The sequence below is a fragment of the Streptomyces sp. NPDC048566 genome, from assembly GCF_043199735.1.
In the GTDB taxonomy this organism is placed as follows: domain Bacteria; phylum Actinomycetota; class Actinomycetes; order Streptomycetales; family Streptomycetaceae; genus Streptomyces.
In genome coordinates, this window is sequence record NZ_JBICWL010000003.1 from 436044 (window position 1) to 460865 (window position 24822).

Consider the following 24822-nt stretch of genomic DNA (forward strand, 5'->3'; position numbering starts at 1 on the left):
CGCGTCGCCGCGGTGGCCGAGTCCGGCACCGGCGCCTCCCCCTCGGTCGATCGTCCTGTCGGGCACATCGTCATCTCGGATCGTCTTTCCTCGGACCGGGCGGCCGGCGGCCTCGCCCGCGGGACGGTGCGTCGTTCCCGCCGTCCCGCGGGCCGGGCCGCCGCCACCGCGCCGGTGGTCTTGGCCGGGGTCGGAGACCACCGCCTCGCGGCGGTGCGGCGTCGCCGGCCGTCGCTGCCTCTGACACCTCGCGTTTGCGCAGGTGGTGACCTCGGCCGATGATTCTGCGGCACGACGGGGGCCTTGCCGCAAGCCCCCCGTTGCGCTATACCTTGGGAGAGGCAGGGAGAGGGCTCCCTGCCTTTGTTGTGTCCGCCCCGAGGTCCGCCGCCGGGATCGGCAGCGCGTGGCCCGTGCGGTCTCACGGGTAGTAGGGCGTGTAGGTGATCGCCGAGACCTTGAGGTACCGGGCGCCGTCCGCCGTGGCCCAGGTCGTGGAGTCGGGATTGCCCGGCCAGTCACCCCCGACGGCGGTGTTGACGATGACGTGCATGCCGATGCCGGGCGGGGTGGTGTACCACTTGGTTCCCTGGAACGCGCCGTCGACCACGAAGTCGATGTGGTCGGGCCACCACGTGAACGTGTAGGTGTGGTAGCTGTTGGTCCAGCCGCCCGGGTTGTTCACGGCCCACTGCGTCTGGGCGTTGCCGGTGTCGTGGAACGTCTGGTAGACGGTGCCGGGGTCGGAGCCGACGATCTCGGCGGCGTCGATCTCGGGCAGCCACGGGTTCAGGTAGGCGGCCCACACGGCGGGCAGCAGTCCCTTTCCGTTCGGCAGGTCGGCGGTGAAGCTGTAGGTGCCGTATCCGTAGAGGGCCGTCGATTCGACGCGGCCGGACGTGTGCGCGCCGCCGAGGAGGCGGTGCCGGGTCGGGCGAGGCCCGTGCGGGCGCCACGTGATCGTGGCGCGCGGGGGCGCCGGAGGGGCGTGGGGGGTGCGCCCCGGGCGGGCTACGGCTCGCGGGGTTCTGTGCTGCCGGCGGCGTGCACGGCGCGCACCGTCTCGTGCAACTCGTCTGTTGTGAAGCCGAGTTCGCGCAGGACTCGGGCGGCGGAGCTGTCCGGCACGCGGATCAGGCCGAGCAGGGCGTGCTCGGTTCCCACGCGGTCGTGGCCGAGATCGGTCGCGGCGTCGCGGGCCTGCTCGATGGCCTCCTTGCTCTCCGGTCGGAACGCGATGTGTCCGCGCGGTGCCTTCGCGCCGGCCGGGGGCATCGCCGCCTCGATCCGGTCGCGGACGCGCTCCTTCGGGCCCGCCTTCTCGACCAGCAGGGCGTGTGCCAGGCCCTGCGGTTCGCCGAGCAGGCCGAGCAGGAGGTGCTCCGTGCCGATCGCGTCGTGCTTGTGCGTGCGCGCCGCTTCCTGGGCCAGCACGATGCTGTGCCGGTTCCGTTGCGTGTAGCGCTCGAAGGGGCCGGGTGCGTGGCGTTGCTGCGCGGCCTGTTTGGAGACCCCGATCGCGTCCCCGATCTCAGTCCACGACGCACCGTTCCGCTTGGCCTTGCTGACGTAGTGGTCGATGAGCTGGTCGCCGAGGTCGGACAGGGTCTGGGCGCGCAGCCGCGCCTCGCTGATCCGGGCGAGTGCCCCTGCTTCGGGGAGTTCCTCGTCGAGCCGGGCGATCAGGTCGGCGAGGCTGATGTCGAGTGGGCTCATACGTCAACACTAGGTTGACGATGGTGGTGCGTCAACCCGTAGTTGACGATAGCGTCGGTGGGGTGGCGTCCCGTCGGTGGAGGCGAGTGTGGCGGCCGGACGGAAGCGCCGGGCTTTCCGGGGCGCCGGAGGTCGAACGAATATACGATCAGCGGGAGTTGCGGAACGCGGCCCACCGTGCGTGGACGGGACGGCGGACGGCCGTGTGTGCCGCGTGGCCGCAGGACGACGGGGAGGGCTTGGTGGAGGTATCGCTCAGAGAGGTACGGGACGCCGACCTGCCCGTCTTCTTCGCGCAGATGAAAGAGCCCGAGGGGCTCCGGATGGCGGCCTTCACCTCGGAGGACCCGTCGGACCCGGACCTGTTCCGGGCCCACTGGGAGCGCGTCCGACGGAACCCGGCCGGCATCGTGCGCACCGTGGTCGACGACCGCGGTCGCGTGCTCGGGCACGCCGCCGTGTTCGGGCCGCCGGAGGAACGCGAGGTCACCTACTGGATCGGAGAGCGGTACTGGGGGCGGGGAGTGGCCACCGCGGCCCTGCGCGCCCTGCTCCTCATCGAGGCGAGCCGGCCCGTGCACGCCCGGGCGGCGGCGGACAACCTCGCCTCGATCCGGGTGCTGACCGCGTGCGGATTCGTGGTGTCCGGCCGTGCACGGGGCTTCGCCAACGCTCGCGGCGCCGAGATCGACGAGGTCCTCCTCACCCTGCCCGGCTGACCGGGACTCCCCGCTCGCGGCACGCGTCACCGTGCCGTGACGGGCGCCTGTCACCTCCGGAACCGGGGGAGTGCCGGCCGGTGCGGCGCCTCCTGAGCGCGCTCTCCGGCCACGTCGCGGAATCCTGGAACGGCAGCGGGCCGACCGCACCTCTGGCTCATGACCGCAGCCGTCGCCCTGGCACGCCGTCATCCAGGAGGGCGCCCGGATGGGCGCCCGTCCCGGGTGGGCGCCTCAGCGGGGGAGGTCGGCGCCGAAGTGCGCCTCGTCCTGCGGGGTTTTGAGCGTGGCGGGATTGAAGGTCGCGATGTTGCGCGTGACGGGACCGTTCTTCGAGCCGCGCAGGACCCACGCCGCCCCGGAGTCGGTCTCAGGGGCGTCCTCCCAGGGCGCGGTGACGATCAGATCGGCGCGATGGTTCGCGTTGACGTCGGCGAGCCGGACCTCTTCCCCGAAGCGGTCCTCCCGCTCCGAGACGCCCGGTACGCCGGCGGTGGACTGGGAGAAGGCGAGCGCACCGCTGCCGGTGGGGCCCTTCGGCCCGCCCCGGAGCAGGACGACCGCGCCCGCCCCGGCGGTCGTCCCGATGGCCTCGCCGGGCACCCCGACGGCCAGATCCGGGTAGCCGTCGCCGGTGACGTCGCCCGCCGCGAGCGACAGGCCGAACTGGTCGCCCGCCTCGTCCACGCCCGGTACGCCCGGTGTGCTCTGGGTGATGGTCGCCGTCCGGGTGGAGAGCCCCGCGGGCGAGCCGTAGCGGATCTCCAGCGTGCCCGGGCGCCTGGTGATGTCCTCGTGGCTCGTGCCGTACTTGAACGTGGCGAAGTCGCCGTATCCGTCGCGGTCGAAGTCGGCGATCACGCCGTCCAGTGACGGGGTCATGGTCTGCCGGACGCGGGTGACCGTGCGGTCCCGGCCGCCCTTCCACAGGCGGGTCGCGTGCCCCTCGTCCTCGAACCCGTGCGTGGTCACGATGTCGTCCGCCCCGTCGCCGGTCACATCGCCCACGACGAAGCCGTACCGGGTGTCCTCCGCGTCGTCGAAGGGGACGACGGTGCGGGCCGAGGACTTTCCCTTGCGGGAGATCGGCCCGAACTCGACGCCCACCAGTCCGGTCGGGACCACCAGGTCGGTGTGCCCGTCGCCGTCGACGTCGCCCGCGGCCAGCGGACCGCCGTGCGGCACGGCCGCGAGGGCGACGGAGGACCTCAGGCCCGTCGGGGAGCCCCACAGGACGACCGTCGGACCGTTGTCCGACGCGACGGCGAGGTCGGTGCGGCCGTCGCCGTCGAAGTCGCCCGTGGTGCTCGCCCGGCCGAACGCGTCGTAGTCCACCGCGTCCCCCGGCACACCGGCGGAGTTCCGGCTGATGAACTGCGGGCGCGCCGTGTCGACCCCGCCCGGCGAGCCGTACAGGACGGTGATGTACCCCGCGTCGTCCCGGCCGGCCACGGTGCCCCCGGGCGCGGGGACGGCGAGATCGGCGTATCCGTCGCCGTTGAAGTCCGCGACGGGGGCGGACGCCGCCGCCGGGGCCGCCCCGGCCGGTCCGGCGACGGACAGCGTGCCCGTGACGAGTGCCGCGACCGCTACGGCGAGGAGAAGGTTTCGGCGCACGGGGAGCCTCCGGTAGGGCAGAGCGAGGGGACCGACATCTTGATGACAACCGGGAGGCGGCCGAGGTTGTACGGCCCTGACGCCGCATCCTGCCTCCGGTCGCCTGCCCGACGGGCGCCGCTCGCGACGGGGCCGGTCGGGTGATCTCCCCGAGCGCACGGCCGGGACCGCGGGGCGCCCGCAGGCCGCGGCGGTGGCGGGGCGAGCGGCGCGGGCCCCGTCGGTGCCTTCGCCGCTCCGTTCCCGCGGGAGGTGCCCGGCGCCGCCGGGCGTCGCGGGCCGGCGTTACCGATCTCCTCCACGGGCAGTTGGTCGGGAGACAGCAGTCAGCCGAGGGAAGGAACCCGATCCGTGTCCGCCGAACTCTCCGACGACCTGAAGAAGCTCATCGACGACAACCCGGTCTTCGCCACCGTGGCCACCATCCAGCCGGACGGCAGCCCGCAGCTCACCGTCGTGTGGCTCGCCCGGGACGGTGACGACCTCCTGGTGTCGACGACCGTGGACCGCCGCAAGGAGAAGAACCTTCGTGCCGACCCGCGGATCACCGTGATGATCAACCCGCCGAACGCTCCGTACACCTATGCCGAGATCCGCGGGACGGCCACGCTCACCACCGAGGGCGGCCAGCGGCTGATCAACGACCTGTCGCGCAAGTACACGGGCAAGGACTACGCCGACTTCAACCCCGCCTCGAAGGACGACGCCGAGCGCGTCGTCGTGCGCATCACCCCGCGCAAGGTGGTCGGCTCGATCTGAGCCGCCGCGCCCCCGCCGGCGCGTCGTCGCCCGGACGGACGACCGTCCGGGCGACGACGCGCGGGCCGAGGGGCCGCCCGGCGGCGTGCGGACGAGGCCGGTGCTCAGCGGCGAGCGGGAGCCGGCTCCGGGCGGTCGGCCGGTGTGTCCGAGTGCCGGGGCAGGAGCAGCGGGGTCGTCAGCAGGAGCAGGCCGGCCGACGCGATCGCGGTTCGCAGACCGATCAGGGCCGCCAGCGCGCCCCAGAGCGCGGTCAGCAGCGCCGTGGCCGCCTTGGTGGTCACGGTCCACGCGGTCAGGGTGCGGCTGACGCGCTCCGCCGCGGTGCGCCGGAGCCGGAGGGTGGCGCTCAGCGGGTTGAACACCGCGCAGGAGAAGATCAGTCCCGCCTCGACGCCGGTCACCAGGAGCAGTCCCGCGGTCCCGGGCCCCACGAAGGCGAGGCCGATGGGCCAGATCGCACGAAGAGTTCCGGCCACCCGGAGGACCCGGTTCCCGCCGAACCGGCCGGCGAGCGGCCGGGCCAGTCGCGAGCCGAGCAGACCGCCCAGCGCGGGCGCCGCGAACGCCAGCCCGTACTGCCACGGCTCGTAGCCGAGCCGGCCCAGCAGCAGCACCGCGAGCAGCGGCTCGGTCGCCATCACCAGGCCGTTGAACAGGGCGGTGTTGCAGAACAGCGGACGCAGCGCCGCGTCGGCGAGGATGAAGCGCCATCCGTCGAGCAGATCGCGTCCCCGCAGCCGTCCTTCCCGCGGCGCGGGCTCGGGCTCCCGACCGCCCGCCGCCCGGACGCCCAGCGCCGACAGGAGGTAGGTGAGCGCGTCGGCGAGGACCGTGGACACCGGGCCCAGAACGCCGATGGCCGCGCCGCCCAGCGGCGGACCGATCACGGTGGTCGTCCAGGCCGTCGACTCGAATCGGGCGTTGGCGGCCAGCAGGTCCTCCGCGGGCAGCAGGGTCTTCAGATAGGCGCCCGAGGCGGCGCGGAAGAGGATGTCGGCCGCCGCCACGACCACCGAGACCAGCAGGAGCTGCGCGAAGGTCAGGACTCCCCACGCGAACGCGACGGGAATCGTCGCCAGCGCCCCGAACCGCACCAGGTCCATGGCGACCAGCACCGGCCGCTTCCTCCGGAACTCCACCCACGGTCCGAGCGGCACCGCCACCGCCGCGCCCACCGCCGACCCCACGGCGGCGAGCGCCCCGACCCGGGCCGGACCGGCGTGCAGCACCCGGACGGCGATCAGCGGGAAGGCCCCGAACGCCAGCCAGGTACCGAGCGCGCTGGTGCCGTACGCGGCCCAGAACCAGCCGAAGCGCCGCCCCAGCCGCCGTCCGCGCCCGGTGCGGTGCGTGGGCCCACCGCGTCTGCGGCGGGAGCCGTGCGGGGATGCGAGCGGCTGCCGCGATCCCTCCCTGTGTGTCACTCGCGACGCTCCTCGCCATCCACCCGTACAACCGTCGTGCGATCGAACGCATCAAAGCGGGCGGCGTGTGCGCAGATCAAACAACCACCGGACCGATCCGGTACAACCAGTGGTTGTGTGGCTAGGGTGAGGGCATGGACCTCGACACGGTACGGACCTTCGTCGCCGTCGCGGACGCCGGACGGTTCCAGGAGGCCGCCGCCGACCTGGGCATCACCCAGCAGGCCGCGTCCAAGCGCATCGCCGTGCTGGAGAGGAAACTCGGCGTGCGCCTGTTCACCCGGACCCCGCGAGGAGCCGAGCCGACCATCGACGGCCAGGCGTTCCTTCCGCACGCGCGGGAACTGCTCCGGGTCGCCGAGCGCGCCCGGGCCTCCGTGCACGCCGGCCGCCGGCCGCTGCGGGTGGACGTGATCGCCTCGCGCGGCGCCGCGGCGGGACTGCTGCGGGAGTTCCACCGCACGCATCCGGCGATCGAACTCGACGTGCTGATGCTGTTCGACATCGACGCCGCGATCGCCGCCATCCGGTCCGGCACGATCGACGCCTCCTTCCGTGCCGTCACCGCGCCCGGGCGCCCGCTGCCCCCGGACATCGCCGCCGCCCGCGTCCTCGACGAGCCGCTCCGGCTGCTGACCGGCCCGGCCCATGCGCTGGCCGGCGCCCGGTCGGTCACGGTCGCCCGGCTCGTGGGGCACCGGATCTGGATGCCGGGCATCGTCCCCGGCACCGAGTGGGCCGCCTACTACGACGACCTGGTCGCGGAGTTCGGCCTCACCATCGAGGCGACCGGCCCCAACTTCGGCTCGGACGCGCTGCTGGACACCATCGCCGACACCCCCGCCCTCGCCACCTTCATGGGCGAGCACACCCGCCACGTCTGGCCCGCCGGTTACGGACTGCGCCTCATCCCGGTGACCGACCCGGTCCCGGTCTACCCGCACGCGCTGCTGTGGCACCGCGACAACCCCCACCCGGCGCTGGCGGCGCTGCGCTCCCACCTCGCGTCCACCGCCGGCGGCCACGACGCCGCCGGCACCTGGGTGCCGGAGTGGGTCGTCAAGGACTGAGCCGCGCCGCACCGGACGACGGCGCCGAGTTGGCCGGAACCCGTCCCTGCCGAGCCCTCAGAAAACAACCAGGCGGCCGGTATATTTTTGCGCATCCGGTGATGAAGGCGTCGGTGTTCTGTGACCGCTGGGGGGCGACGTTGATGGTGGAGTGTGTCCGAACGGATGTCGTGATCGTGGGCGGAGGGCCGGTCGGCCTGCTGCTCGCCGGCGAACTCGCCGGCTACGGAGTGCGCGTGGTCGTGCTGGAGCAGCGGACCCGGGTGTCCGAACGGCCGCGCGCGACGACCCTGCACGCGCGCACCGCGCAGGTCCTCGCGCGCCGGGGCCATCTGCCCGCGCCCCCTCTGCCGCTGGAGGACGACGGGGCCGCGGTGCCGTTCCACTTCGCCGGGGTGTGGGGTCTCGAACTGGCCGCGCCCGCCGGTGAACCCGAGCCGTTGCTCAAGCGGACCCAGGCCGAACTGGAGCGGCAGTTCGCGATCCGTGCGCAGGGCGCGGGCGCGCGGGTGCTGCGCCGGCATCGGGTGACGGGCCTCGAACAACGGGAACGCTCGGTGCTCGTCCGGGCCGAACAGCCGGACGGAGCTGTGCGGTTCGAGGCCGACTACGTGGTGGGGGCGGACGGTGCCCGCAGCGCGGTCCGTACGCTCGCCGGCATCCCCTCCCACGTGTCCGCGCCGACCGTGGCGGCGATGGTGGGAGTCGTGCGCTGCACCGGGGAGCGCCCCCCGGAGGCCGGGTGGCACCGTACGCCGCGCGGCTGGGCGGTCGCCAAGGAGACCGCGGACGGCCGGTGGCACCTGCGGGTGGTCGACTGCCTGCGACCGCACGCGGATCACCGACTCCCCCTGGAACTGGAGGAGTTCCGCCGCGAGACGTCACGGGTGCTCGGCTGGGACCTCGCCATGGACGAACCGCGCTCGCTGAGCCGGTTCAGCGACTTCTCCCGGCTGGCCCGCTCCTACCGTTCCGGGCGAGTCCTGCTGGCCGGCGACGCGGCGCATCTGCATTTCCCCATCGGTGCGCAGGGGTTGAGCACCGGACTGCTGGACGCGTTGAACCTGGGGTGGAAACTCGCCCTGGCCGTGCGCGGGACGGCGGCCGACGAGGTGCTGGACTCCTACGACGCGGAGCGCCGTCCGGCGGCGGCCCGCCTGCTGGAGCAGGTGCGGCGGCAGGTCGCTCTGATGCGGCCGGGCGCCACTCCCGGGTCCCTGGCCGAACTGGCCGCCGCGACGGGCGGCGGGACGGACGTGCGGGCCGAGGTGGAGCGGCTGGCTCTGATGGTCAGCGGCCAGGACGCAACGCTGCCGACGCGGTCGCGGCGACCCTCGTCCTGGGAGGGACGCTTCCTGACCAACCGTGAACTCCGCACGGAGGAAGGACTGCTGGATGTGATCCGGCTGCTCGGGGACGGGCGCATGGCCCTGGTCCTCTTCGGATCGGCGCACGGTCGGTGGACGCCGCCGCCCGCGCGGCCCGGCACGCTGCGCGTGGTGCGCTCGGCGCCGGTGCCCGGCCTTCCGCTCGCCGCGCTCCTGCTGCGGCCGGACGGATACGTCGCCTGGGCCGCCGAGCGGCCCGCGGACCTGGACGGCGCCGACGAGGCGATAGCGCAGTGGCTGGTTCCGGCCGACTCGAAGCACGCGTCGGAATCAGGCGATCCGGTTCAGTCCAGGAGGAGGGCGGCGGAGATGTCCGCGGCCCTCCCGGCGTCCGTGCCGGGGTGAGCCGCGTTCCGTGTCCGCGTCCGACCACCGGGCCATCCGCCGGGTCCGGCACGGTCGACGATCCGGAAAAGCCGACCGAATGTGTCACCTCCTGAGCGTTCCGGATTCCTTGCTGCACGAGAAATGCGGCACGGAAATCCTTTCTCCGGCCAGGTGTTCGCCATGGGAACGCTTCGCCGGAATTACCCGGCCGAATATCGTCGAGATGCTGCCGAAAATGCTGCGATCCCCCGCGCGTGACGATTACTGTGACGCGTAAGCGGAGTGGGGACTCCGGGGGACGAAAGCGATCAGACCTGCGCGCCTCTCACCAGGGCACCGGCATGTCTGGCGCCGGTCGGCAGCGGGAGGCGGCAATGCCGTCGACCCGTCGGCGATCGCAGCGGGACGGGGGAACGCGTGCGAGTGGATTCGGGGAGAGGCAGCGAGACCGGGAATCTGCGCGCCGCGCTCCGCGTAGCGGACCTGGTGGAATCGTCGCGCACGGAGATCACGGAATACGCGGATTCCGAGGCCGCTGCGCATCCGCCCGCGTCGGACGCGGTCGCCGCCTTGCTGCCGGACGGGCGGCCGGAACCCCGGCTGTGGCGACGCGCCTGGCACGATGTCGTCGCCGAGCGGAAGGCCCGCGTCACCACAGCCGGACTCGGCTGGCTCCTGACCTCCCTGGCATCCGCGCGGATTCCCTCCCTGCACATCCTCGAGGTCGGCGCCGAACACGTGCGGCTGAGCAACGTGGCGTACGGCGCGGACGGCCCCGGACCGCAGGTCCGCCACCTCGCCGGGACCGGACCGGCCGAGTCTCCCTCGCCGGCCGGCCGACTCGCCCGTCTCTTCCTGCTCGCCGGGGGAACGACCGCGCTCGCGGCGGGTGCCCCCACGGGCGGCGCGCCCTTCCGTCCCGCGGACGCGGGAGGGCCCGGTTCACAGGACGGTGCCGGCCCCGGCAACGCCGACGCGTCCACGGACCCCACCGCCGCGCTCGGACGGCGGCTCGACCTCCTCCTGCGGCAGGCCGGGCCCCGCACCGGTCCGCTGCTTCTCGTCGTGCGGGCCGCCGGCTGGCCGCTCGTCGAGCGGGCCGCCGACACGCTGCGCAGCGGCGACGCGCCGGTCGTGCGCCTGCGGCTGCCCGCCCGCTGGCCCGCAGCCCCGGACGACCTCCTGTCCGGGCTGCCGCTGCGCCACCCCGTCTGGCTGGCCGGAGCCCACGTGGACGGGAGCTGCGGCACCGTCGCCCTGATGCGGACGGTGCTGTTCCCGGCGGGCAGCCGCCCGGCCGGTCCCACCGGCACGCGGACCGCCCCCGGGGCCGACGTCCGCGTACCCGTGACCGCGCCGCCCGGCGGAAACCCGGCCGGACAGCCGCTGGCCGCCGTCGTCTCGGCGCGCCGGGACGAACCCGCGTCGCACTGGCGGACGCTGCGGACGGACCGCCTCGAACTGGCACCGCGCGCCCGGGCCACGCTGCGCTACCGGCTCGTGGGGCCGGGCCGGGTCGAGTTGCACTACGACGGCCCGCACACCTCCGACGCGTCGGACTGGGCGTCCCTGGCCCTCCAGACCCCGCGCAGGCTCTCGCGCCCCCGTCCCGTCGACCTCGTCCTCGCCGTGGAGATCGCCGGGCCGCAGGCCGACGGAGGCGTTGCCGTCGAGGAACGGCTCCAGGAGGCGGCGGCCGTCGTCGCCGCCGTACGCGACGCGGTGGGCGAGGAGGACTCGCTCAGGGTGGGACTGATCGGCTACCGCGACCACGCGCCCCTCGACCGGCCCCACCACAGCGACCCCCTCGTGCACCGGGTGGCCCTGTCGCCCCCGCGCGCCGCCGAACAGGTGCTCGGCGGCTGGCACCGCAGCGTGCTGCGGCACGACTTCGCCACCGGCCTCGAACACGTACCGCAGGAGCTGTCCGCCTGGCGTGACGCGTGGCGCCCCGACAGCCACCGGGTCCTGCTGACGGTCGGCTCCCGGCCCCCGCACCCGCGCAGCCGGCCACCCCAGGTCCTGCGCCGCGGCGCGGCGGTGCGCATCTGCCCGGACCGCCTGGAGTGGGAGGCCGCACTGCGGTCCGTACGCCACGACGACGGGGTGACCTGCCTCGCGGTCATCGACGAACCGACGTGGATGGACCGGCTGGCCGGTGAACCGCACCTCGCCCGCTGGGCGGACCGCGCCTGGGACCTGTTCGGCGCGGAAGGGCGCTTCGCGGCCGGACACGACCCCCGGTCCATCGCCTCCGCCGTCACCGCGCCCGCTCTCGGCCGGCCCGAGGACGGCACTCCGATCCGGCTCGTCGCGTGCGACGGCGCCGGCGGCGACTGGCTGCCCGCGGCGGCCGGCTGACCGCCCGTTCCATCACAGGGACGCGCACCCGGGGTGCGCGGCACAGCAACCGTGCGGCGGGACCGTTCCGCTGCGGACAGTTGGGGGAGACCACCATGGTCATGGACGACGAGCGATCCACGCGCACCGGCGGCGAGAAGGCCGAGAAGGCCGAGAAGGCCGAGAAGGCGGAACGCGGCAAGCGGGACCGGACGGGCGAGGGCCCCTTCGCCGTCTGGGACCCCTCGACACTGGTCGGCAGCCGGGCCGCCCTGCCGCCCGCGCCCACCCAGCCCCCGGTCGCGTCCCCGCGCGGGGCCCCCGGATCCGCCCCGCCGAACGGGAGCGCGCCCGCCGTGCCCGCCCCCACCGCGCCCCGCGACGACCGGGCCGGAATCCCCGCCCCACCGGCCGGCGGCACGGCACGCAGGGCCGACAGCGCCCAGCCCGTCTTCGTGGAGAAGATCGACGAGCCCGCGACGCCCGGCGAGCAGCGCGCGAAGGCCACCACGCCCAAGGACCGCACCGAGAAGGCGGCCCGGAAGCAGGCCGCCCGGCAGGAGGCGGAGCAGCCGGCAGCCGCGAGCGAGTCGACCATCACCCTGTGGGGTGGCATGGGCAGCGGCAAATCGACCCTGCTCGCCGCCCTGTCGCACGCCGTACAGGACCCCATGTACGGCAAGTGGAGCATGTGGCCCGAGGACCACGCCTCCCAGAAGTTCCTCAGTGACCTGGCGCACACCCTCTACCGCGACCGGACGTTCCCGCCCGCCACGCTGAACGAGCAGCGCCCGGTCCGCTTCACGCTGGCGGGGGACCTCACCGGGACGCGGTTCTCCCGCGGCGGACGCAGACGCTGGGGGCGCGCCTCCCGCCGGCGTGAGCTGACCGAGTTCAAGGTGAGCCTGAGGGACGTGCCGGGCGAGGCCTTCGACCTCCGCTCGCAGACCGGCGCGGCGCTGGGCGGCAAGCTCATCAAGGACCTGGGGGCCTCCCGGGCCATGGTGTACGTGGTGGACCCGGTCCGCGAGTGGCAGGTCAACGGGGACGAGGGCCCACTCGGCGACGACGCCCGGCAGAGCGCGGACTTCTTCTCCGACGTGCTCGGCGGCGTGGCCACCGAGGTCAACATGCGCGGCGAACGCCACGGCAACAAGCTGCCGCACAGCATCGCCGTCTGCCTCGCCAAGTTCGACGACGACCGCGTGTTCCGGTTCGCCTGCGAACAGGGCAACGTCCGGCTCAACCCGAGGACCGGACAGCCCGAGGTGACCGACGCCAAACGGCTGTTCGACGGACTCTGCCACGCCTTCCCGCACGGCAGCCTCCGCGAGATCCAGCAGCAGATCGAGCTCTACTTCGCCCCCGAGCAGGTCGGGTACTTCGTGTGCTCCGCCGTCGGCTTCTGGATCGATCCCGAGCGCGGATTCGACTTCGAGAACCCCTCGCTCGTCAATCCGGTCGAGGACCACGTGCGGCTCGTCGCCCCGCCCCGCCCCGTGAACATCCTCGAACCCTTCCTCTTCCTGCGGGGCGTCGGCCCGCAGGCTTCCTGACCCGGCACCGCACGACCGTACGTCCGCACCAGAGGAGATCACGCCATGCCACCGGGACTCACCGCCGACTGGGCCCTGTGGGGCAAGGAGCCCCAGACCAACAGCGGCTACAAGGTGCTGGCGGCCTGCCCGCCCGACCGGAGCGCCGAGTTCAACGCCTCGATCCTGCACTGGTCGCCCGGCACACCGTCGCGCGGCGACCAGCTCCCCTGGATCACCATCGGCCCCGGACGCAATCCCGACGGGACCGGCACCGTGGGGGTGTTCCTCCTGGACACCACCGACGCGATGGACCGCACCAACCGCCTCATCCACCGCATCCACCACTTCTCCGTCCCCGCCGCCCCGATCGGCGACCTCTCCCTCGGCTGGTGCGGGCTGGCCCGGGCCGCCCTCGACGCCGTCCCGCGCCTGGCGTCGACGGGAGCAGAGCCCGCCCTCCTGTCGGTCGGTGAGGGAGGTCTGCTGGCGGACCACGCGGGCACCGTGTTCACCGACCGGGTGACCGAGGTCAGCCACTGGCTCGCGGCGGCGGCGGCGTGCCTCCTCGACGGCACGGTCGTGGTCACCGGAGACCGCAACTACGCGCCGCTGGAACTCCTCCAGGTCCTGGACTGCGTCGCCGCGATGCTGCCGTTCGGCGTGCGCGACTCGCTGTCCGCCGCGACGGGCAGCTCCTCGGGATCACAGGTGCCCATGCGCCTGTACTGGGGCGTCGTCGACGACTCCCCAGGCGTCACCAGCCTCGCCTGGGGCGGCGAACTGCCCGACCTCGGAGGGCTGTCCCCCGCCGCCCGCTCCTACTTCGACCTCCTCGTCGAGGCGTGGGAGGCCCACGGAGGCGAGAAGGTCGTCGCCCACCTCGCCCGCTTCCGCGACCCCCTCGACATCGCGTCCGCCGCCGTGCACGACGACGCCCTGCGCGCGCTGGCGGCACTCAACCCCGGGCTCGCACTGGCCCAGGAGGTCCGCCGCGGCCGCCCCGTCGACGACCACCTGATCGACGACGCCCTGCGCCACGACGTCTACGACACCCGGTCCGTCGCCGTCCTCTCCGCCGCCAAGCTGGCCGGACCGTCCACCGATCTGAGCGCCATGGCCCGCCACCTGCCCCAGGCCGAGGTGTCCCAGGCGCTCGGCAACCAGATCGTCGACGACCTGCTCGCCGGGGAACTCGACAGCGCCCGCAGCAGGTTCGAGTCGCTGCGCGAGGCGACCGAGGACACCCGCGAGGGCCGCGACCCGCTCGACCGCGCGCTGGCCCGCGTGATCGACGACGTGCGCCGCGACGCCCCCGCGGACACGGAGGACCCCGTCGTCGACCGGCTGCTGCCCACCATCACCGCGTTCACCCCGGGCACGATGCACTTCACCCAGTCCCAGCTGCTGTCCATCCCCGGACGCGCGGGCCGCCTGGTCCAGGCGGTGTGCGCACAGCACGACCCCGCCCCGCACGTCTTCGCGTGGCTGCGCTGGCTCGGCGACGACGCGGCGCCCGACGTGGCGGGACATCCCGAACTCGCCTTCCTGCACGACCTGCTGGCGTCCGGCCGGATGCCGGCGGGGCTGACGAGGAAATGGGCGCAGGCACACCCCGGCCCGGCCGCCCGCCTGCTGGCCGCGGGTACGGCCTGCGGGCACGCCGACGACCTCCTCGGCGGCGGCTTCTTCGAGGGACTCGTCGCCGGCGCGTGCCGCGGGGAACGGCCCGGCCCGGACGACAAGTCCTCGGGCACACCGCTGCACCGGGCGCTGGAGCGCCCGCCGTACCAGGCCCGGGCCGAGACGGCGGCCCGGTGGGACCTGCTGTGCGCACTCAGCGGCCGGCTCCCCGACGCCTTCTTCGCCCTCGCCCGGACCCCGGACCTGCCGGGCTCCGCGGGCGTCTCCACGAGGATCACCGTCTACGCCTCCACCCTGCACGGCGAACTCGGCCTGCCCCTCGTCCGCGACCACGCACCCGCGATCGTGGACGGGCTGCTCGGCGAGATCCTGTCGGTCGACCCGGAGACGGGGGAGGGCCCGGACGAGACCGGCCGCGAACTCACCCTGCGGCTGCTGGAGGGCCCCGGCGCCCAGACCCACGCGGTGGCCGAGGCCGTCGGACGGCTGACGGAGAACCCCTCCTGGAACGACACGGACGACGACGCCCGATGGCTGGACCTGATCATCCTGCGGCGGCCGGCCCTCGCCCCCTCCCTTACCCTGCGGACCGTCTACCGCACCGCTCGCCGCGCCGGGGACTGCCTGGAGGACCGCCGCGCACTGGCCGGAGACATGATCGCCGCACACCGCGCGGGCGCCGCGCCCGACCGGCTCTGCGTGCCGCTGCGGGCCTGGGCCGCCCGGGGCCGCCCAGGCGAACGCATCCTGGACCTGCTGTCCGTCTACCGCGACATCTGGGCCGCCGAGGCCGGGCCGCACGTCGCGGACGACGAACGGGGCCGGCTCGAACGCGCCCTCGGCCAGGGCCCGGACCCGGAGGTGTGGCTGGCCTACGTCGACCATGCCGTCGGACGGCTGAAAGCCTGCCTGGCCGACAACGCCCAGCAGATCCAGGCACTGGTCCACCGGCAGAAACAGGCCGAGGCCGAGATCGCCCGGCTGCGAAGACTCGACGCCGGAACCTCCCGCGGCCGCCCGTAGCGCTCCCGGCACCCTGCCCCGCCACCGCGGCCAGGAGACGACGTCGCCCGGACCGTCGCGACGGTCACCTCGGCCGAACACCCTTCCGCCCACCGCCGCACCGCACCGGCCGAGCAGCCGGACCCCGCGCCGGCCGTCCCACCAGGACGTCGCCGCCCGCATCCGCACCGCCACGTCCTTGGGGGGACGCCATCATGCACATCATCCGGGCCACCGCCCGCCGCGCCCTGCTGCTGACCACGGTCTGCGCCCTCGCCGTCGCCGGCGCGCCACCCGCCGCCGCCTCCGGTAAGCCGCTGCCCCGCGACGGCATCTACCACTCCCTGAAGGTCGACGACGTCCCCGCGGCCTACGTCGTCCTCGTCGACACCTCCAGCTCGATGCAGGACAAGGGACCCGACGGGAAACCGCTCTATTCCACCGTCAAGAAGCGCCTCGCCGCCTTCCTGAAGACCCTCACCCCGGCCGACGAGGTCGCCGTCGTCACCTTCGGCCGCGCCACCAGCGTCGTCCACCCGCTGTCCGCGGCGAACCGGACCCGCAAGCTGTTCAGCGAGGAACTGCCGCGCTCCGCAGAGGAGGCGGCCAGCGACCACGGTGCGGCCCTGGAGGTCGCCGCCGACCAGCTGGACCGCAGTTCGGCACCCGTCGGTGCCGTCCTGCTGCTCACCGACGGGTCGGTAAACGCTCCCCACAGCCCCTACGCCCGGCTCGGCACCCCCGCCTGGCAGCAGCTCAGACAGCGCTACGACGCCCTGGCCGGCGACCGCGACATCATCGGCTACGGCGTGCCCCTGGCCGAGGGGACGCAGGTGTCGGAGGTGCTCGGCAGCGCCTTCGGAGCGCCGCGCATCCTGCCCGTCGACCCCGCCGCCCTCGGCTCCCAACTCGCCGACGCCAAGGACCGGGTGCGCGCCGAGAAGGCCGAGAGCGTCCTGCGCCCCGACCAGGGGGCGCGCATCGCCGTGTCCGTACGGGGCGACGGCGTCACCCGGCACGGGGACGGCACGGTCGCGCTCGCCGCCGGCGGCCGGACCGGCAGCCGGTCCGAGACCGTCCGGGTCACCCTCACCTCCCACGCCGCGCACGTCCCGCTGCGGGTCCGGCTGACGGCCGAGGCGGCGGGCGGGGACACGGCCGTGCGCCTCGCCGCCCCGGTCGCCCCGGTGACCGTCGAGCCCGGCCGGAGCCGCACCGTCCCGGTACGGCTCGACTGGTCCCAGGAGGGGGCGTTCGGCCTGCTCCCCGGCACCCGCGACTTCCGGGCCGGGCTGACGCTGCGCGCGGAGGTGTCCTCGCCCTGGACCCCGACCGTGCGCAGCTCGATCGGGTACGCGAAGTTCTCCACCGGCCGGCCCACCGTCACCGACGTGGACGTGCTCGGGACCGTCCCCGCCCGGACACCCGGCTGGCTGTACCCCCTCGTCCTGCTCCTGGCCCTGCTCGGCACAGCCGCCGCGTGGCGCTCGTACCGGCGCCGTCACCCGAAGCTGTCCGGCGCCCTCGTCGTCACCGATCTGCGTTCCGGCGAGCGGCAGACCATTCCGCTCGCCGGCCGGGAGGTCAGCCGGGACACCGACGCCGGGGACGTACGCGCCCGCGTCACGGTGCGCGGGCGCCTCGAAGGAGACCGGGTCGTCCTCGCGCTCGACTGCGTCCGCGAAGCGCCCCGGCCCGGCGAGGAGCGACTGCGTGACAGCGGCACCTGCGACCTGGGGAAGTCGACCGTGCTGTGCGGGATCGGCTTCTCCCACGAGACGCACAGCCGATCGTCGGTGACCGTGCACTGACGTGCGCGCCGCCCCCGCTTCCGGGAAGCCCGCACCGGCCGCCGCCGTCCGCGGCCGGACCATCCGCCGTCCCCACCAGGAGAGGACCCCCCTATGGTGAAGCCGTTGGACCCGGCCGTGGACCCGCCGGAGGCCGGCGGATTCCGTCTCCTGGGCAAGCTCGGCGCGGGCGGATTCGGCACGGTCTACCTCGGCCGCCCCGTCGGCGAGCACCGCGGTCTCGACACGCTGGGTGCCGTCAAACTGCTCAAGCCCGAGTTCAGCGACGACACCCAGCATCTTCAGCGGTTCCACCAGGAGAGCAAGGCCCTCGACCGCTGCAAGGGGGCCCGCATCCCCGAACTCCTCGAATTCGACTTCGGCAGCGGGCGCCGGCCCACCCTCGCGACGCGTTTCATCCCCGGCCTCTCGCTGCACCAGATCATCGAGTCCCACGGCGGAGCGCTTCCCCGCCACACCGCGCACGCCATCGCCGCCGATCTCGTCGACACGCTCAACACCGCCCACGGCAAAGGGCTGTTGCACCGCGATCTGCATCCGGGCAACGTCCTGCTCACCGCGGACGGCCCCTGGATCATCGACTTCGGCCTGACACGCATCCGGGGCCAGCGGGTCACGGTCTCCCTCGACACCGTGATCGGGCACCCGCACTTCTGCGCTCCCGAGCAGATCCTCGGCCTCTCACGGACGACCGCGGCGACCGACGTCTTCGGTGTCGGCGGGATCGTGCTCCACGCGCTCACCGGGCACCCGCCCTACACCAACGAGAACAACGCACGGGCGATGCTGATGCGCCGGGTGTCCGGCACGGCCCCCGACCTGACGGGCCTGGGAGACGACGCCATCGGCGCGATGGTCCGCTCGTGCCTGGCGCAGGACCCGGCGGACCGCCCCACCCTCGACGAGGTCGCCGCCTGCTTCGGCGAGCCCGGCACCCTGCGCCTGCCCGACCGGGTCGGCCGGACGCTGGCGGACTACCGGTCCGAACTGAGCGCGTTCCTCGTCGGCGTCGGCAACGCGGCCGATCTGACCGTGCCCTTCCGTCCCGGCCGCCGCAGCTGGCGGGCGGAGGTGGGGGAGTGGCCGCAGCAGACGGCCGTCACCGAGCAGGGCGGCGTGGTCGTGGCGGACAGCGGAGGCGTCCGCTGGCTGGACGGGGCGACGGGAGAACAGCAAGGCCACCACACGGGCTACACGACCCCGGTGCGACTGCGCTCGGAGGGAGCCCTGTTGCTCGTCTGCGACGCGGCCGGCCGGGTGGAGTCGTGGGACAGCCGCTCCCGTTCCCGGTGGTGGTCGGTACCCGCGGGCAGCCTGGCCGACGCCCGGGTGCTCCTGCGCGGTCAGAGCGTGTTCCTCGGTGACAGCACCGGCTGCCTGCACCACTTTGACGCCGTCACCCGGCGTGTGTGGTGGCGGACCGAACCGCTGACCGACGAGGGCGGCGGACCGGCCGAACCGGTCGCGGCCGACGCGCGCCAGGTGTACCTGTCGGCCGGGGAGGGCCGGGAACTGCTGGCGGTCGACGACGAGAACGGGTCGGTGCGCTGGAAGCGGGCCGTGCGGCTGCCCGCCGCGCTGCTCACCGCGCCCCTGGCTCTGGACGACGCGCTCGTCGCCGCCGACGCCGACGGCGGGCTGCGCTCGCTGGCCGCGGCCGACGGCTCCACCCTCTGGGAGGCGGACCTCGGCGCACCGGTCGTGGCCCCGCCGCTCCGCGTCGACGGCCGGGTGATCGTCGGCGACACCGCCGGCGTCGTGCACTGCCTCGGCGCGTCGACCGGCGAGGTGGTGTGGCGCGTCGAGCACGCGGAAGGGGAGGAGTTCTTCGCGCTGTGCACCGATGGGTCGACCCTGTACGCGGGGGGCTGGAACGGGCGTCTGCGGCTCCTCGACGCGAGCGACGGCTGCTCGTTGCAGAGCCTCGACCTCGGCGGCCAGATCCTTGCGGTCACCTACGCGCCGGGCGCCCGTACGGTCTACGCCGCCTCCTCCCACGGCACCCTGCACGCCCTGCCGGCGTCGGCTGCCGGTGAGCCGGCGAGCGCCGGTGCGCCGTGATCCGGGGGCCGCGGAGTTCGTCGGTGCGACCCGGCCGTCCACGGACCGCACGCCCGGTGGCCCCGGTGTCGCGCCCGCGTGCCTCCGGGCGGCCGGGCGCGTTTTGGATGTGAACTCTGCGTGCGCTACAGTCGATCTCACGCGCTCCGGACGAACTCGGCCCGGAACGTCAGGCGTTGGTGGTCCAAGGAAAGACGCCCCGCTTCCTGCGGGGAAATGCAGGTGCAAGGCCTGCCCGGCGCTCTCACGGCCCCGCCTCCAGAACACTGGAGGCGGGGCTTGTTGTATCCGTACTTCTCCAAAGGGGCGCAGTCGACGCTCTCTGCCGATGCCGTGCGGTGGCACCGATCACGCCACCCGTACTCCCGTCCGGCAGCGGTTTCGCCGATCGCGAGCCCGTGGGGTCTCGGCCGGAACGGTGGTTCCGGTCGAGACCCCACGGGAAACGCCGTCCGCTGCTCTCAGCGGGATACGCCGGCCGGTGCGGCGGCGCGGCGGCCGTCGACCGGACGGAAGTCCTTGTTGGTGACACAGCCCAGGTTCTTGTAGATGTTCGCGTTCGTCTCCGGGTCCTGACCGGCCCAGTGGTACTGGCACGCCCCCTCGATGAACCGGCCCTGCACCCCGCCGGGGAAGTCGATCTCCTTGTTCCACAGGTACTGCGACTGGATGCCGGTCATCCGCGCCGTCGCGTTCACGTCGATCCCGCCGGGCGCCTGGATGGCGTACACCCAGCCGTCCTTCCCGCCGCCCGTGGCGAACCCCTGCGCCACCCACCGGTCGCACGAGGTGCTCACATGGGCGGAGTTCTGTCCGCCCCCGCCGACGATCCACTTGGCCAGCGGTGTCAGATCCGTGCCCAGGGGCGTGAAGCCGCTCCGGAAGATCGCGCGCGGGTCCGGCCGGGTGTCGCCCCGCCAGAGCGTGTTCACGTCGTGGCGCCAGTACCAGCCCTCGCGGACCGCCGCCACGTCGACCTGGGGCCGCAGAGCGCGGTTCGTGGTCGTACGGGACCAGTCCGCCGACCGGTAGCCCCCAGTCGGACCGCACGGCCCGGTGTCCCGGATCTGCTCAGGCGTCCCCGGGAAGGGGTCCGTGGCGGCGTCCGCGGTGGCGGTGAACGTCAGCGAAGCGACAACCAGGGAGGCGGCGGAAGCGATCCGCAGCGCGGTCTTGAACATGGACGGGCCAACCCCTCACTCGACACACGATGGCCCACCGTTCCTAGCCCGAGTCGGCTCACCGGCCACGCGGTCGCCGCCTCGATCACCCACCGGCACCACACCCTTCACTCACCCAGCAGCACCCGCCGTGCCGATGATCAGACGAACGGTCAGAACGGTGCGCTGTCAGTCCTGTTGAAGCGAGCGGCGGACATCTCCCGCCCGCGCCGGTGGCCTCGTCCCTAGGATGGATCAATGACGTCGATCAAGAAGTTCCAAGTCACCTTCGACTGCGCGGAACCGGAGCGTGTCGCGCGGTTCTGGTGCGAGGTGCTGGGCTACGTCGTCCCGCCCCCTCCCGAGGGGTTCGCCACCTGGGCCGACTTCGACCGCTCCCTGCCCCCCGAGCGACAGGGCGCGGCGTTCGTCTGCTCCGACCCCTCGGGCGTCGGCCCGCGCCTGTTCTTCCAGCGTGTGCCCGAGGGCAAGGTGGTGAAGAACCGGGTGCACCTCGACGTGCGGGTCGCCACCGGCCTTGTCGGTGAGGAGCGGCTTGCGGTGCTCGAAGCCGAGTGCACGCGGCTGGTCGCCCTGGGAGCGGCCCGTGAACGTCTGCTCCTCGCCGACGGCGTCGAGGAGTCGTGCCTGGTGATGAGGGACGTGGAGGGCAACGAGTTCTGCCTGGACTGACAGCGGCGCGTCGTGCGGCGTCACACGTGCCGAGGCCGGGTGTGTGCGGTGCGGTGGCTGACCCTGGGGCCGTCGGGGCAGGTGCCCCAACGGTCGGTGACGCGCCGTTGTCATGACCGCCGCCGGGCGCGCGGCGCGGTCACCGGAGCCGCCGGCCCGGGACGCCCGCCCGAAGCCTGGTACTCCGCAACCGGTGGCCGGACTGGTGGCCCTGCCGGCGATGCGTGCCGCCCGCGGTGCCACCTGTCCGGAGCCGCGGAGCCGGCCGCGTTGTCCGCCGCCCCGACGAGTGGGTGAGGCGGCAGCCCACCGCGGGGTCCTGAGGGGCGCCCTCTCGCCGGGCTCGCCTCGCTGATGCGGGCGGCGCACCGGGGCCGCCGCTCGCGGTCGGGGCCGCGCCGCCCGCGTGCCCCCCCGTCCGCCGTGGCGCGTTCGCCGCCACTCGCCACTCGCCCCACAGGGCCGCCCTCGTTCAGTGCCGTCCGTCGGCCCAGTAGGCCGTCCGCCCCTCCTGCGCCGCGAAGTCCCGGCGCGGCAGCCGCAGGCCGAGGGACTCCTCCAGCGCGTGGAAGTACAGCGCGAAGCCGTTCGACACCTCGGGGTGGTCCAACTCGGCCCGGCGCACTGCCCTGTTGAGGAAGTCCAGCTCTCCGCCGCGGAGATACGGGGCGCGGCCGGGCTCGTACCAGATGAGTTCCAGTACTCCCCAGCCGTCGTCGACGCGGCGCCCGTCCCGCGTGTAGTCGAAGGTGTAGATGGCTTTCGCGGCGGTGGCGGTCAGCCGCACGCTCTCGCTGATCCCGAGCGCCGCGTAGGCGTCCTTGTCGGCGAACGACCCCGACGGGCGGTCGTGGTAGAGCAGGAACGTCCAGTCTCCCGCCTGCCCGTAGCTGCAGCTCTCCCAGGCGCGTGCCGCGTGCGCCCGTCCCCCCTCCACGGACTCCAGGTCTCTCAGCGTGGTCTCGGCCGCGACCTGAGCCGGGTCCGCTCCGTGCAACACGGCCAGCCGCTCGGCGTCCACGGTCCGGCCGCCGGCCGCCCTGAAGAAGGCGAGCGTGGTGTACGGGTCCTGGTCACGCCAGGCCGGGGCGACCCACGCGAGCCCCTCCAGCGGATCGCGTCCGCAGGGCTCCGTCGGGCCGGTCTCGTCCAGGCCGCCGCCGCGGTACAGCCTGCCCCAGGCGGGATCGATCCGGTCCAGCGCGGCGGCGATCGCCGCGGGGCCGCCACCGAGACGGCGCACGGCCTCCTCCGCCAGCAGGTACTGCGCCTGGTCGAGCCGGCGGGTGGCGAACACCTCGCGGTACTCGCCGTGGTGGCCGTGCAGCGTGCCGTCGTCGCCCAGCAGCAGGCACAGCCCGTCGCCGTTCGCGTGCTCGGCGCACTCCGCCAGTTCGTCCCGTGACAGGGCCAGCGGCGGCAACGCGACCCGGCCGAGCAGCTCGTGGCGGGCGGTCGCTTCTCGCCAGGCGCGCCTGAGGGTCTCCTCGGTGATCTCCATGGCGTCAGTATGGAAGCCGGCACCGACAACCGGCGGCCGGGGCAGCACGCCGCCCCGGGGCACCAAGCCACTGCGGGCGGCGCACCGGTGATCACCCCGGGGCTCGCGACCGTGAGGGCCCGCCTATATTGGCTCCGTCATCGTGGCCGTGCTCCGGGAGGCGGGACCCTTGCGATCAACTGAGAGCCGCCGCTGAAGATGAGACTTGACATGCCCTCTGACCTGGCCACTGTTAATTTGATAAATATCTAATCCATGTCATTCTGGGACATGGGAAATGAGAGTGGGGCTGACCAGGGGTTTCTCGCTGCGCTTGAGCTCAGATCGCCATCACGCCGCCGCTGTTGTCGTGGACGATGGCCTGCCACTCCACTACCGGGCACGCGGCGACCAGCATCGTGTCCAGCCCGTCCACGCCGCTGGCGGCGACACGGCCCAGTGCCTCGTCGTGGACGGGGAAGTTGCCCTGCAGCGCGTCGCAGTGACCACAGCCGTTGGACAGCTGCCGCTCGCGCATGGTCCTGCTGTAGCGGCTCCTGACGGTCGCGGCCGGAGGACCGTGGCCGTGCTGCTGGAGCAGCCGTCGCACCAGCGCCATCGTCTTGGCGTTGTCCGTGGTGAACAGCCCGACGTAGCCGCGAGCGGGACGCTGCGGGTACAGGCCGATCAGACACACCGTGTCCTTCCCGCAGGCCCAGCATGCCCGGCTCAGTGTGAGGACGCGCAGGGTCACGGTGCTTGGGCTGCCGGGCGGCGGCACCGTCGGCAGCTCGATGGCCTCCGGGGCGAAGTCGTCGGCCGCAGCACGTTCATCCATGTACTGGCAGGTCGCGCACCGCACTTCCCAGCCTCCGTCGGGGCCCTTGCCGAGAATCCCGCCGCCCGCCAACACCCACACCGAGCATGACGCGCACCCGCCCGCGAACCGATTCTCCACGCCGCTCCCTTCCGGCTACGTTTCCGCACCGGCTTCATTCGAGGAGCCATTTTCGGCCCGGTCCGATGCGCTGGCGGACGCCCCTGGTGTGGCAGGCGTTCGGCTGCCATCTCCCGGCGCGCGTTCGTTCTCTGTCAGCGAGCAGTGTTCAGGAACCGACGGCGCCTGATCACTATGTTCCGCCACCGCTCGCGGGTGCGCTCTTCCCCGTCGATCCACCGCGCCCGCGGGGCCTGTTCGGGGATCGGGAGGCTGGCCATGAAGTGCGCGATGTCGACGTAGTAGGCGTAGTCGCCGCTCTGCGTGAGCTCGCACAGGCGGGTGATGCCGGCCGCGAGATCGTTGTGTGCGTCGAGGACGGCGTGATGGAAGCACAGGGCCAGTTGGAGCTTGGCCGCGGCGTAGGAGACGCCGGAGACGCCGATCTCGGCGAGCAGGACAGCGGCCCGTTCCGGCAGGTCTGCAAGGACCCGCAGTTCGTCGAGAAGGTCCGCGACGTGGTGGGGCTTTACCTTGATCCGCCCGAGCGCGCCATTGTGCTCTGCGTCGATGAGAAGTCGCAGATTCAGGCGCTGGACCGATCGGCCCCGGTGCTGCCGATGATGCCCGGTATGCCCGAGCGCCGCACCCACGATTACCTGCGTGGAGGCGTCACCACCTTGTTCGCGGCGCTCAACACCGCCACCGGCGAGGTCATCGGCTCCCTGCACCGCCGCCACCGCGCCGCCGAGTTCAAGAAGTTCCTCGCGAAGCTGGACAAGGAAGTCCCCGCCGAGCTCGACGTCCACCTGATCTGCGACAACTACGCCACCCACAAGACTCCTGCCATCCAGAAGTGGCTGCTCGCGCACCCGCGCTTCCATATGCACTTCACGCCGACCAGCTCGTCCTGGCTCAATCAGGTCGAGCGCTGGTTCGGCCTGCTGACGGACAAGCAGATACGGCGTGGGGTCCACAAGAACGTCCAGGCGCTCGAGAAGGACATCCGCGACTGGATCGCCCACTGGAACGAGGACCCCAAGCCGTTCACCTGGACCAAGTCCGCCGACGAGATCTTCGAACGCCTCGCCGGCTACCTGAACCGCCTGCCGAACCCCAAACCCTAGATATGCACC

The 24822-nt window shown here is 73.4% G+C and carries 17 protein-coding genes and 1 pseudogene; 11 read left to right on the plus strand and 7 right to left on the minus strand.

The annotated features are described in order from the left end of the window. Positions 1–421: 421 nt before the first annotated feature. On the minus strand, positions 422–961 hold the full coding sequence (locus tag ACGFS9_RS08730) for a family 16 glycosylhydrolase (protein WP_393251657.1): 540 nt from the start codon (positions 959–961) through the stop codon (positions 422–424). A 50-nt stretch (positions 962–1011) separates the two neighbouring features. Continuing rightward, a complete protein-coding gene (locus ACGFS9_RS08735; protein WP_393251620.1) occupies positions 1012–1716 on the minus strand; it encodes a Clp protease N-terminal domain-containing protein in 705 nt (234 codons plus the stop codon). Positions 1717–1958: 242 nt separating this feature from the next. Between ACGFS9_RS08735 and ACGFS9_RS08740 the strand changes: the two genes are divergently transcribed. Then, positions 1959–2435: a GNAT family N-acetyltransferase gene (locus ACGFS9_RS08740; RefSeq protein WP_393251621.1), complete on the plus strand. Its 477-nt coding sequence runs from the start codon at positions 1959–1961 to the stop codon at positions 2433–2435. Between the two features lie 234 nt (positions 2436–2669). On the opposite strand, the gene ACGFS9_RS08745 is transcribed toward ACGFS9_RS08740, so the two are convergent. Beyond that, positions 2670–4052: an FG-GAP-like repeat-containing protein gene (locus ACGFS9_RS08745; protein ID WP_393251622.1), complete on the minus strand. Its 1383-nt coding sequence runs from the start codon at positions 4050–4052 to the stop codon at positions 2670–2672. A 351-nt stretch (positions 4053–4403) separates the two neighbouring features. Between ACGFS9_RS08745 and ACGFS9_RS08750 the strand changes: the two genes are divergently transcribed. After that, entirely contained in the window at positions 4404–4811 is a 408-nt protein-coding gene (locus ACGFS9_RS08750; protein ID WP_393251623.1) for a PPOX class F420-dependent oxidoreductase, read from the plus strand. A 104-nt stretch (positions 4812–4915) separates the two neighbouring features. Here ACGFS9_RS08750 and ACGFS9_RS08755 read toward each other — a convergent pair whose 3' ends face one another. Beyond that, on the minus strand, positions 4916–6139 hold the full coding sequence (locus tag ACGFS9_RS08755; protein WP_393251658.1) for an MFS transporter: 1224 nt from the start codon (positions 6137–6139) through the stop codon (positions 4916–4918). Positions 6140–6372: 233 nt separating this feature from the next. Here ACGFS9_RS08755 and ACGFS9_RS08760 point away from each other — a divergent pair, with 233 nt between their 5' ends. The 7 genes from ACGFS9_RS08760 to ACGFS9_RS08790 all read left to right on the plus strand — a co-directional run bounded on the left by ACGFS9_RS08760 (position 6373) and on the right by ACGFS9_RS08790 (position 19416). Continuing rightward, positions 6373–7308 (plus strand): LysR family transcriptional regulator, encoded by a 936-nt coding sequence (locus ACGFS9_RS08760; RefSeq protein WP_393251624.1) that lies wholly within the window; start codon positions 6373–6375, stop codon positions 7306–7308. A gap of 143 nt (positions 7309–7451) precedes the next feature. Next, positions 7452–9041, plus strand: a complete 1590-nt coding sequence (locus ACGFS9_RS08765) for an FAD-dependent monooxygenase (protein ID WP_393251659.1) — start codon at positions 7452–7454, stop codon at positions 9039–9041. 468 nt (positions 9042–9509) lie between these two features. Then, positions 9510–11384: a hypothetical protein gene (locus ACGFS9_RS08770; RefSeq protein ID WP_393251625.1), complete on the plus strand. Its 1875-nt coding sequence runs from the start codon at positions 9510–9512 to the stop codon at positions 11382–11384. A gap of 101 nt (positions 11385–11485) precedes the next feature. After that, positions 11486–12919, plus strand: coding sequence for a hypothetical protein (locus ACGFS9_RS08775; RefSeq protein WP_393251626.1), 1434 nt, complete (start codon positions 11486–11488; stop codon positions 12917–12919). A 45-nt stretch (positions 12920–12964) separates the two neighbouring features. Further along, positions 12965–15565 (plus strand): hypothetical protein, encoded by a 2601-nt coding sequence (locus ACGFS9_RS08780; protein ID WP_393251627.1) that lies wholly within the window; start codon positions 12965–12967, stop codon positions 15563–15565. A 194-nt stretch (positions 15566–15759) separates the two neighbouring features. Then, on the plus strand, positions 15760–17355 hold the full coding sequence (locus tag ACGFS9_RS08785; RefSeq protein WP_393251628.1) for a VWA domain-containing protein: 1596 nt from the start codon (positions 15760–15762) through the stop codon (positions 17353–17355). A 93-nt stretch (positions 17356–17448) separates the two neighbouring features. Further along, positions 17449–19416, plus strand: coding sequence for a protein kinase (locus ACGFS9_RS08790; RefSeq protein WP_393251629.1), 1968 nt, complete (start codon positions 17449–17451; stop codon positions 19414–19416). 461 nt (positions 19417–19877) lie between these two features. Here the strand turns inward: ACGFS9_RS08790 and ACGFS9_RS08795 are convergent, their stop codons facing one another. Next, complete coding sequence (locus ACGFS9_RS08795) at positions 19878–20597, minus strand: hypothetical protein (RefSeq protein WP_393251630.1); 720 nt, start codon at positions 20595–20597, stop codon at positions 19878–19880. A gap of 237 nt (positions 20598–20834) precedes the next feature. Here ACGFS9_RS08795 and ACGFS9_RS08800 point away from each other — a divergent pair, with 237 nt between their 5' ends. Next, positions 20835–21269 (plus strand): VOC family protein, encoded by a 435-nt coding sequence (locus ACGFS9_RS08800; protein WP_393251631.1) that lies wholly within the window; start codon positions 20835–20837, stop codon positions 21267–21269. A gap of 472 nt (positions 21270–21741) precedes the next feature. Here ACGFS9_RS08800 and ACGFS9_RS08805 read toward each other — a convergent pair whose 3' ends face one another. Both ACGFS9_RS08805 and ACGFS9_RS08810 read right to left on the minus strand, forming a co-directional pair. Then, on the minus strand, positions 21742–22770 hold the full coding sequence (locus ACGFS9_RS08805) for a hypothetical protein (protein WP_393251632.1): 1029 nt from the start codon (positions 22768–22770) through the stop codon (positions 21742–21744). Between the two features lie 319 nt (positions 22771–23089). After that, positions 23090–23587: a hypothetical protein gene (locus ACGFS9_RS08810; protein WP_393251633.1), complete on the minus strand. Its 498-nt coding sequence runs from the start codon at positions 23585–23587 to the stop codon at positions 23090–23092. 575 nt (positions 23588–24162) lie between these two features. On the opposite strand from ACGFS9_RS08810, the pseudogene ACGFS9_RS08815 reads away from it, so the two are divergent. Next, positions 24163–24813: pseudogene (locus ACGFS9_RS08815) on the plus strand (IS630 family transposase); the annotation flags it as partial. Between the last annotated feature and the right edge of the window lie 9 nt (positions 24814–24822).

Bases quoted from the DNA above. Each gene is read 5' to 3' on its own strand.
- ACGFS9_RS08790 (WP_393251629.1), top strand. From the start codon at position 17,449: ATGGTGAAGCCGTTGGACCCGGCCGTGGACCCGCCGGAGGCCGGCGGA.
- ACGFS9_RS08805 (WP_393251632.1), bottom strand. From the start codon at position 22,770: ATGGAGATCACCGAGGAGACCCTCAGGCGCGCCTGGCGAGAAGCGACC.
- ACGFS9_RS08765 (WP_393251659.1), top strand. From the start codon at position 7,452: ATGGTGGAGTGTGTCCGAACGGATGTCGTGATCGTGGGCGGAGGGCCG.
- ACGFS9_RS08785 (WP_393251628.1), top strand. From the start codon at position 15,760: ATGCACATCATCCGGGCCACCGCCCGCCGCGCCCTGCTGCTGACCACG.
- ACGFS9_RS08800 (WP_393251631.1), top strand. From the start codon at position 20,835: ATGACGTCGATCAAGAAGTTCCAAGTCACCTTCGACTGCGCGGAACCG.
- ACGFS9_RS08780 (WP_393251627.1), top strand. From the start codon at position 12,965: ATGCCACCGGGACTCACCGCCGACTGGGCCCTGTGGGGCAAGGAGCCC.
- ACGFS9_RS08735 (WP_393251620.1), bottom strand. From the start codon at position 1,716: ATGAGCCCACTCGACATCAGCCTCGCCGACCTGATCGCCCGGCTCGAC.
- ACGFS9_RS08795 (WP_393251630.1), bottom strand. From the start codon at position 20,597: ATGTTCAAGACCGCGCTGCGGATCGCTTCCGCCGCCTCCCTGGTTGTC.
- ACGFS9_RS08810 (WP_393251633.1), bottom strand. From the start codon at position 23,587: ATGGATGAACGTGCTGCGGCCGACGACTTCGCCCCGGAGGCCATCGAG.
- ACGFS9_RS08775 (WP_393251626.1), top strand. From the start codon at position 11,486: ATGGACGACGAGCGATCCACGCGCACCGGCGGCGAGAAGGCCGAGAAG.
- ACGFS9_RS08760 (WP_393251624.1), top strand. From the start codon at position 6,373: ATGGACCTCGACACGGTACGGACCTTCGTCGCCGTCGCGGACGCCGGA.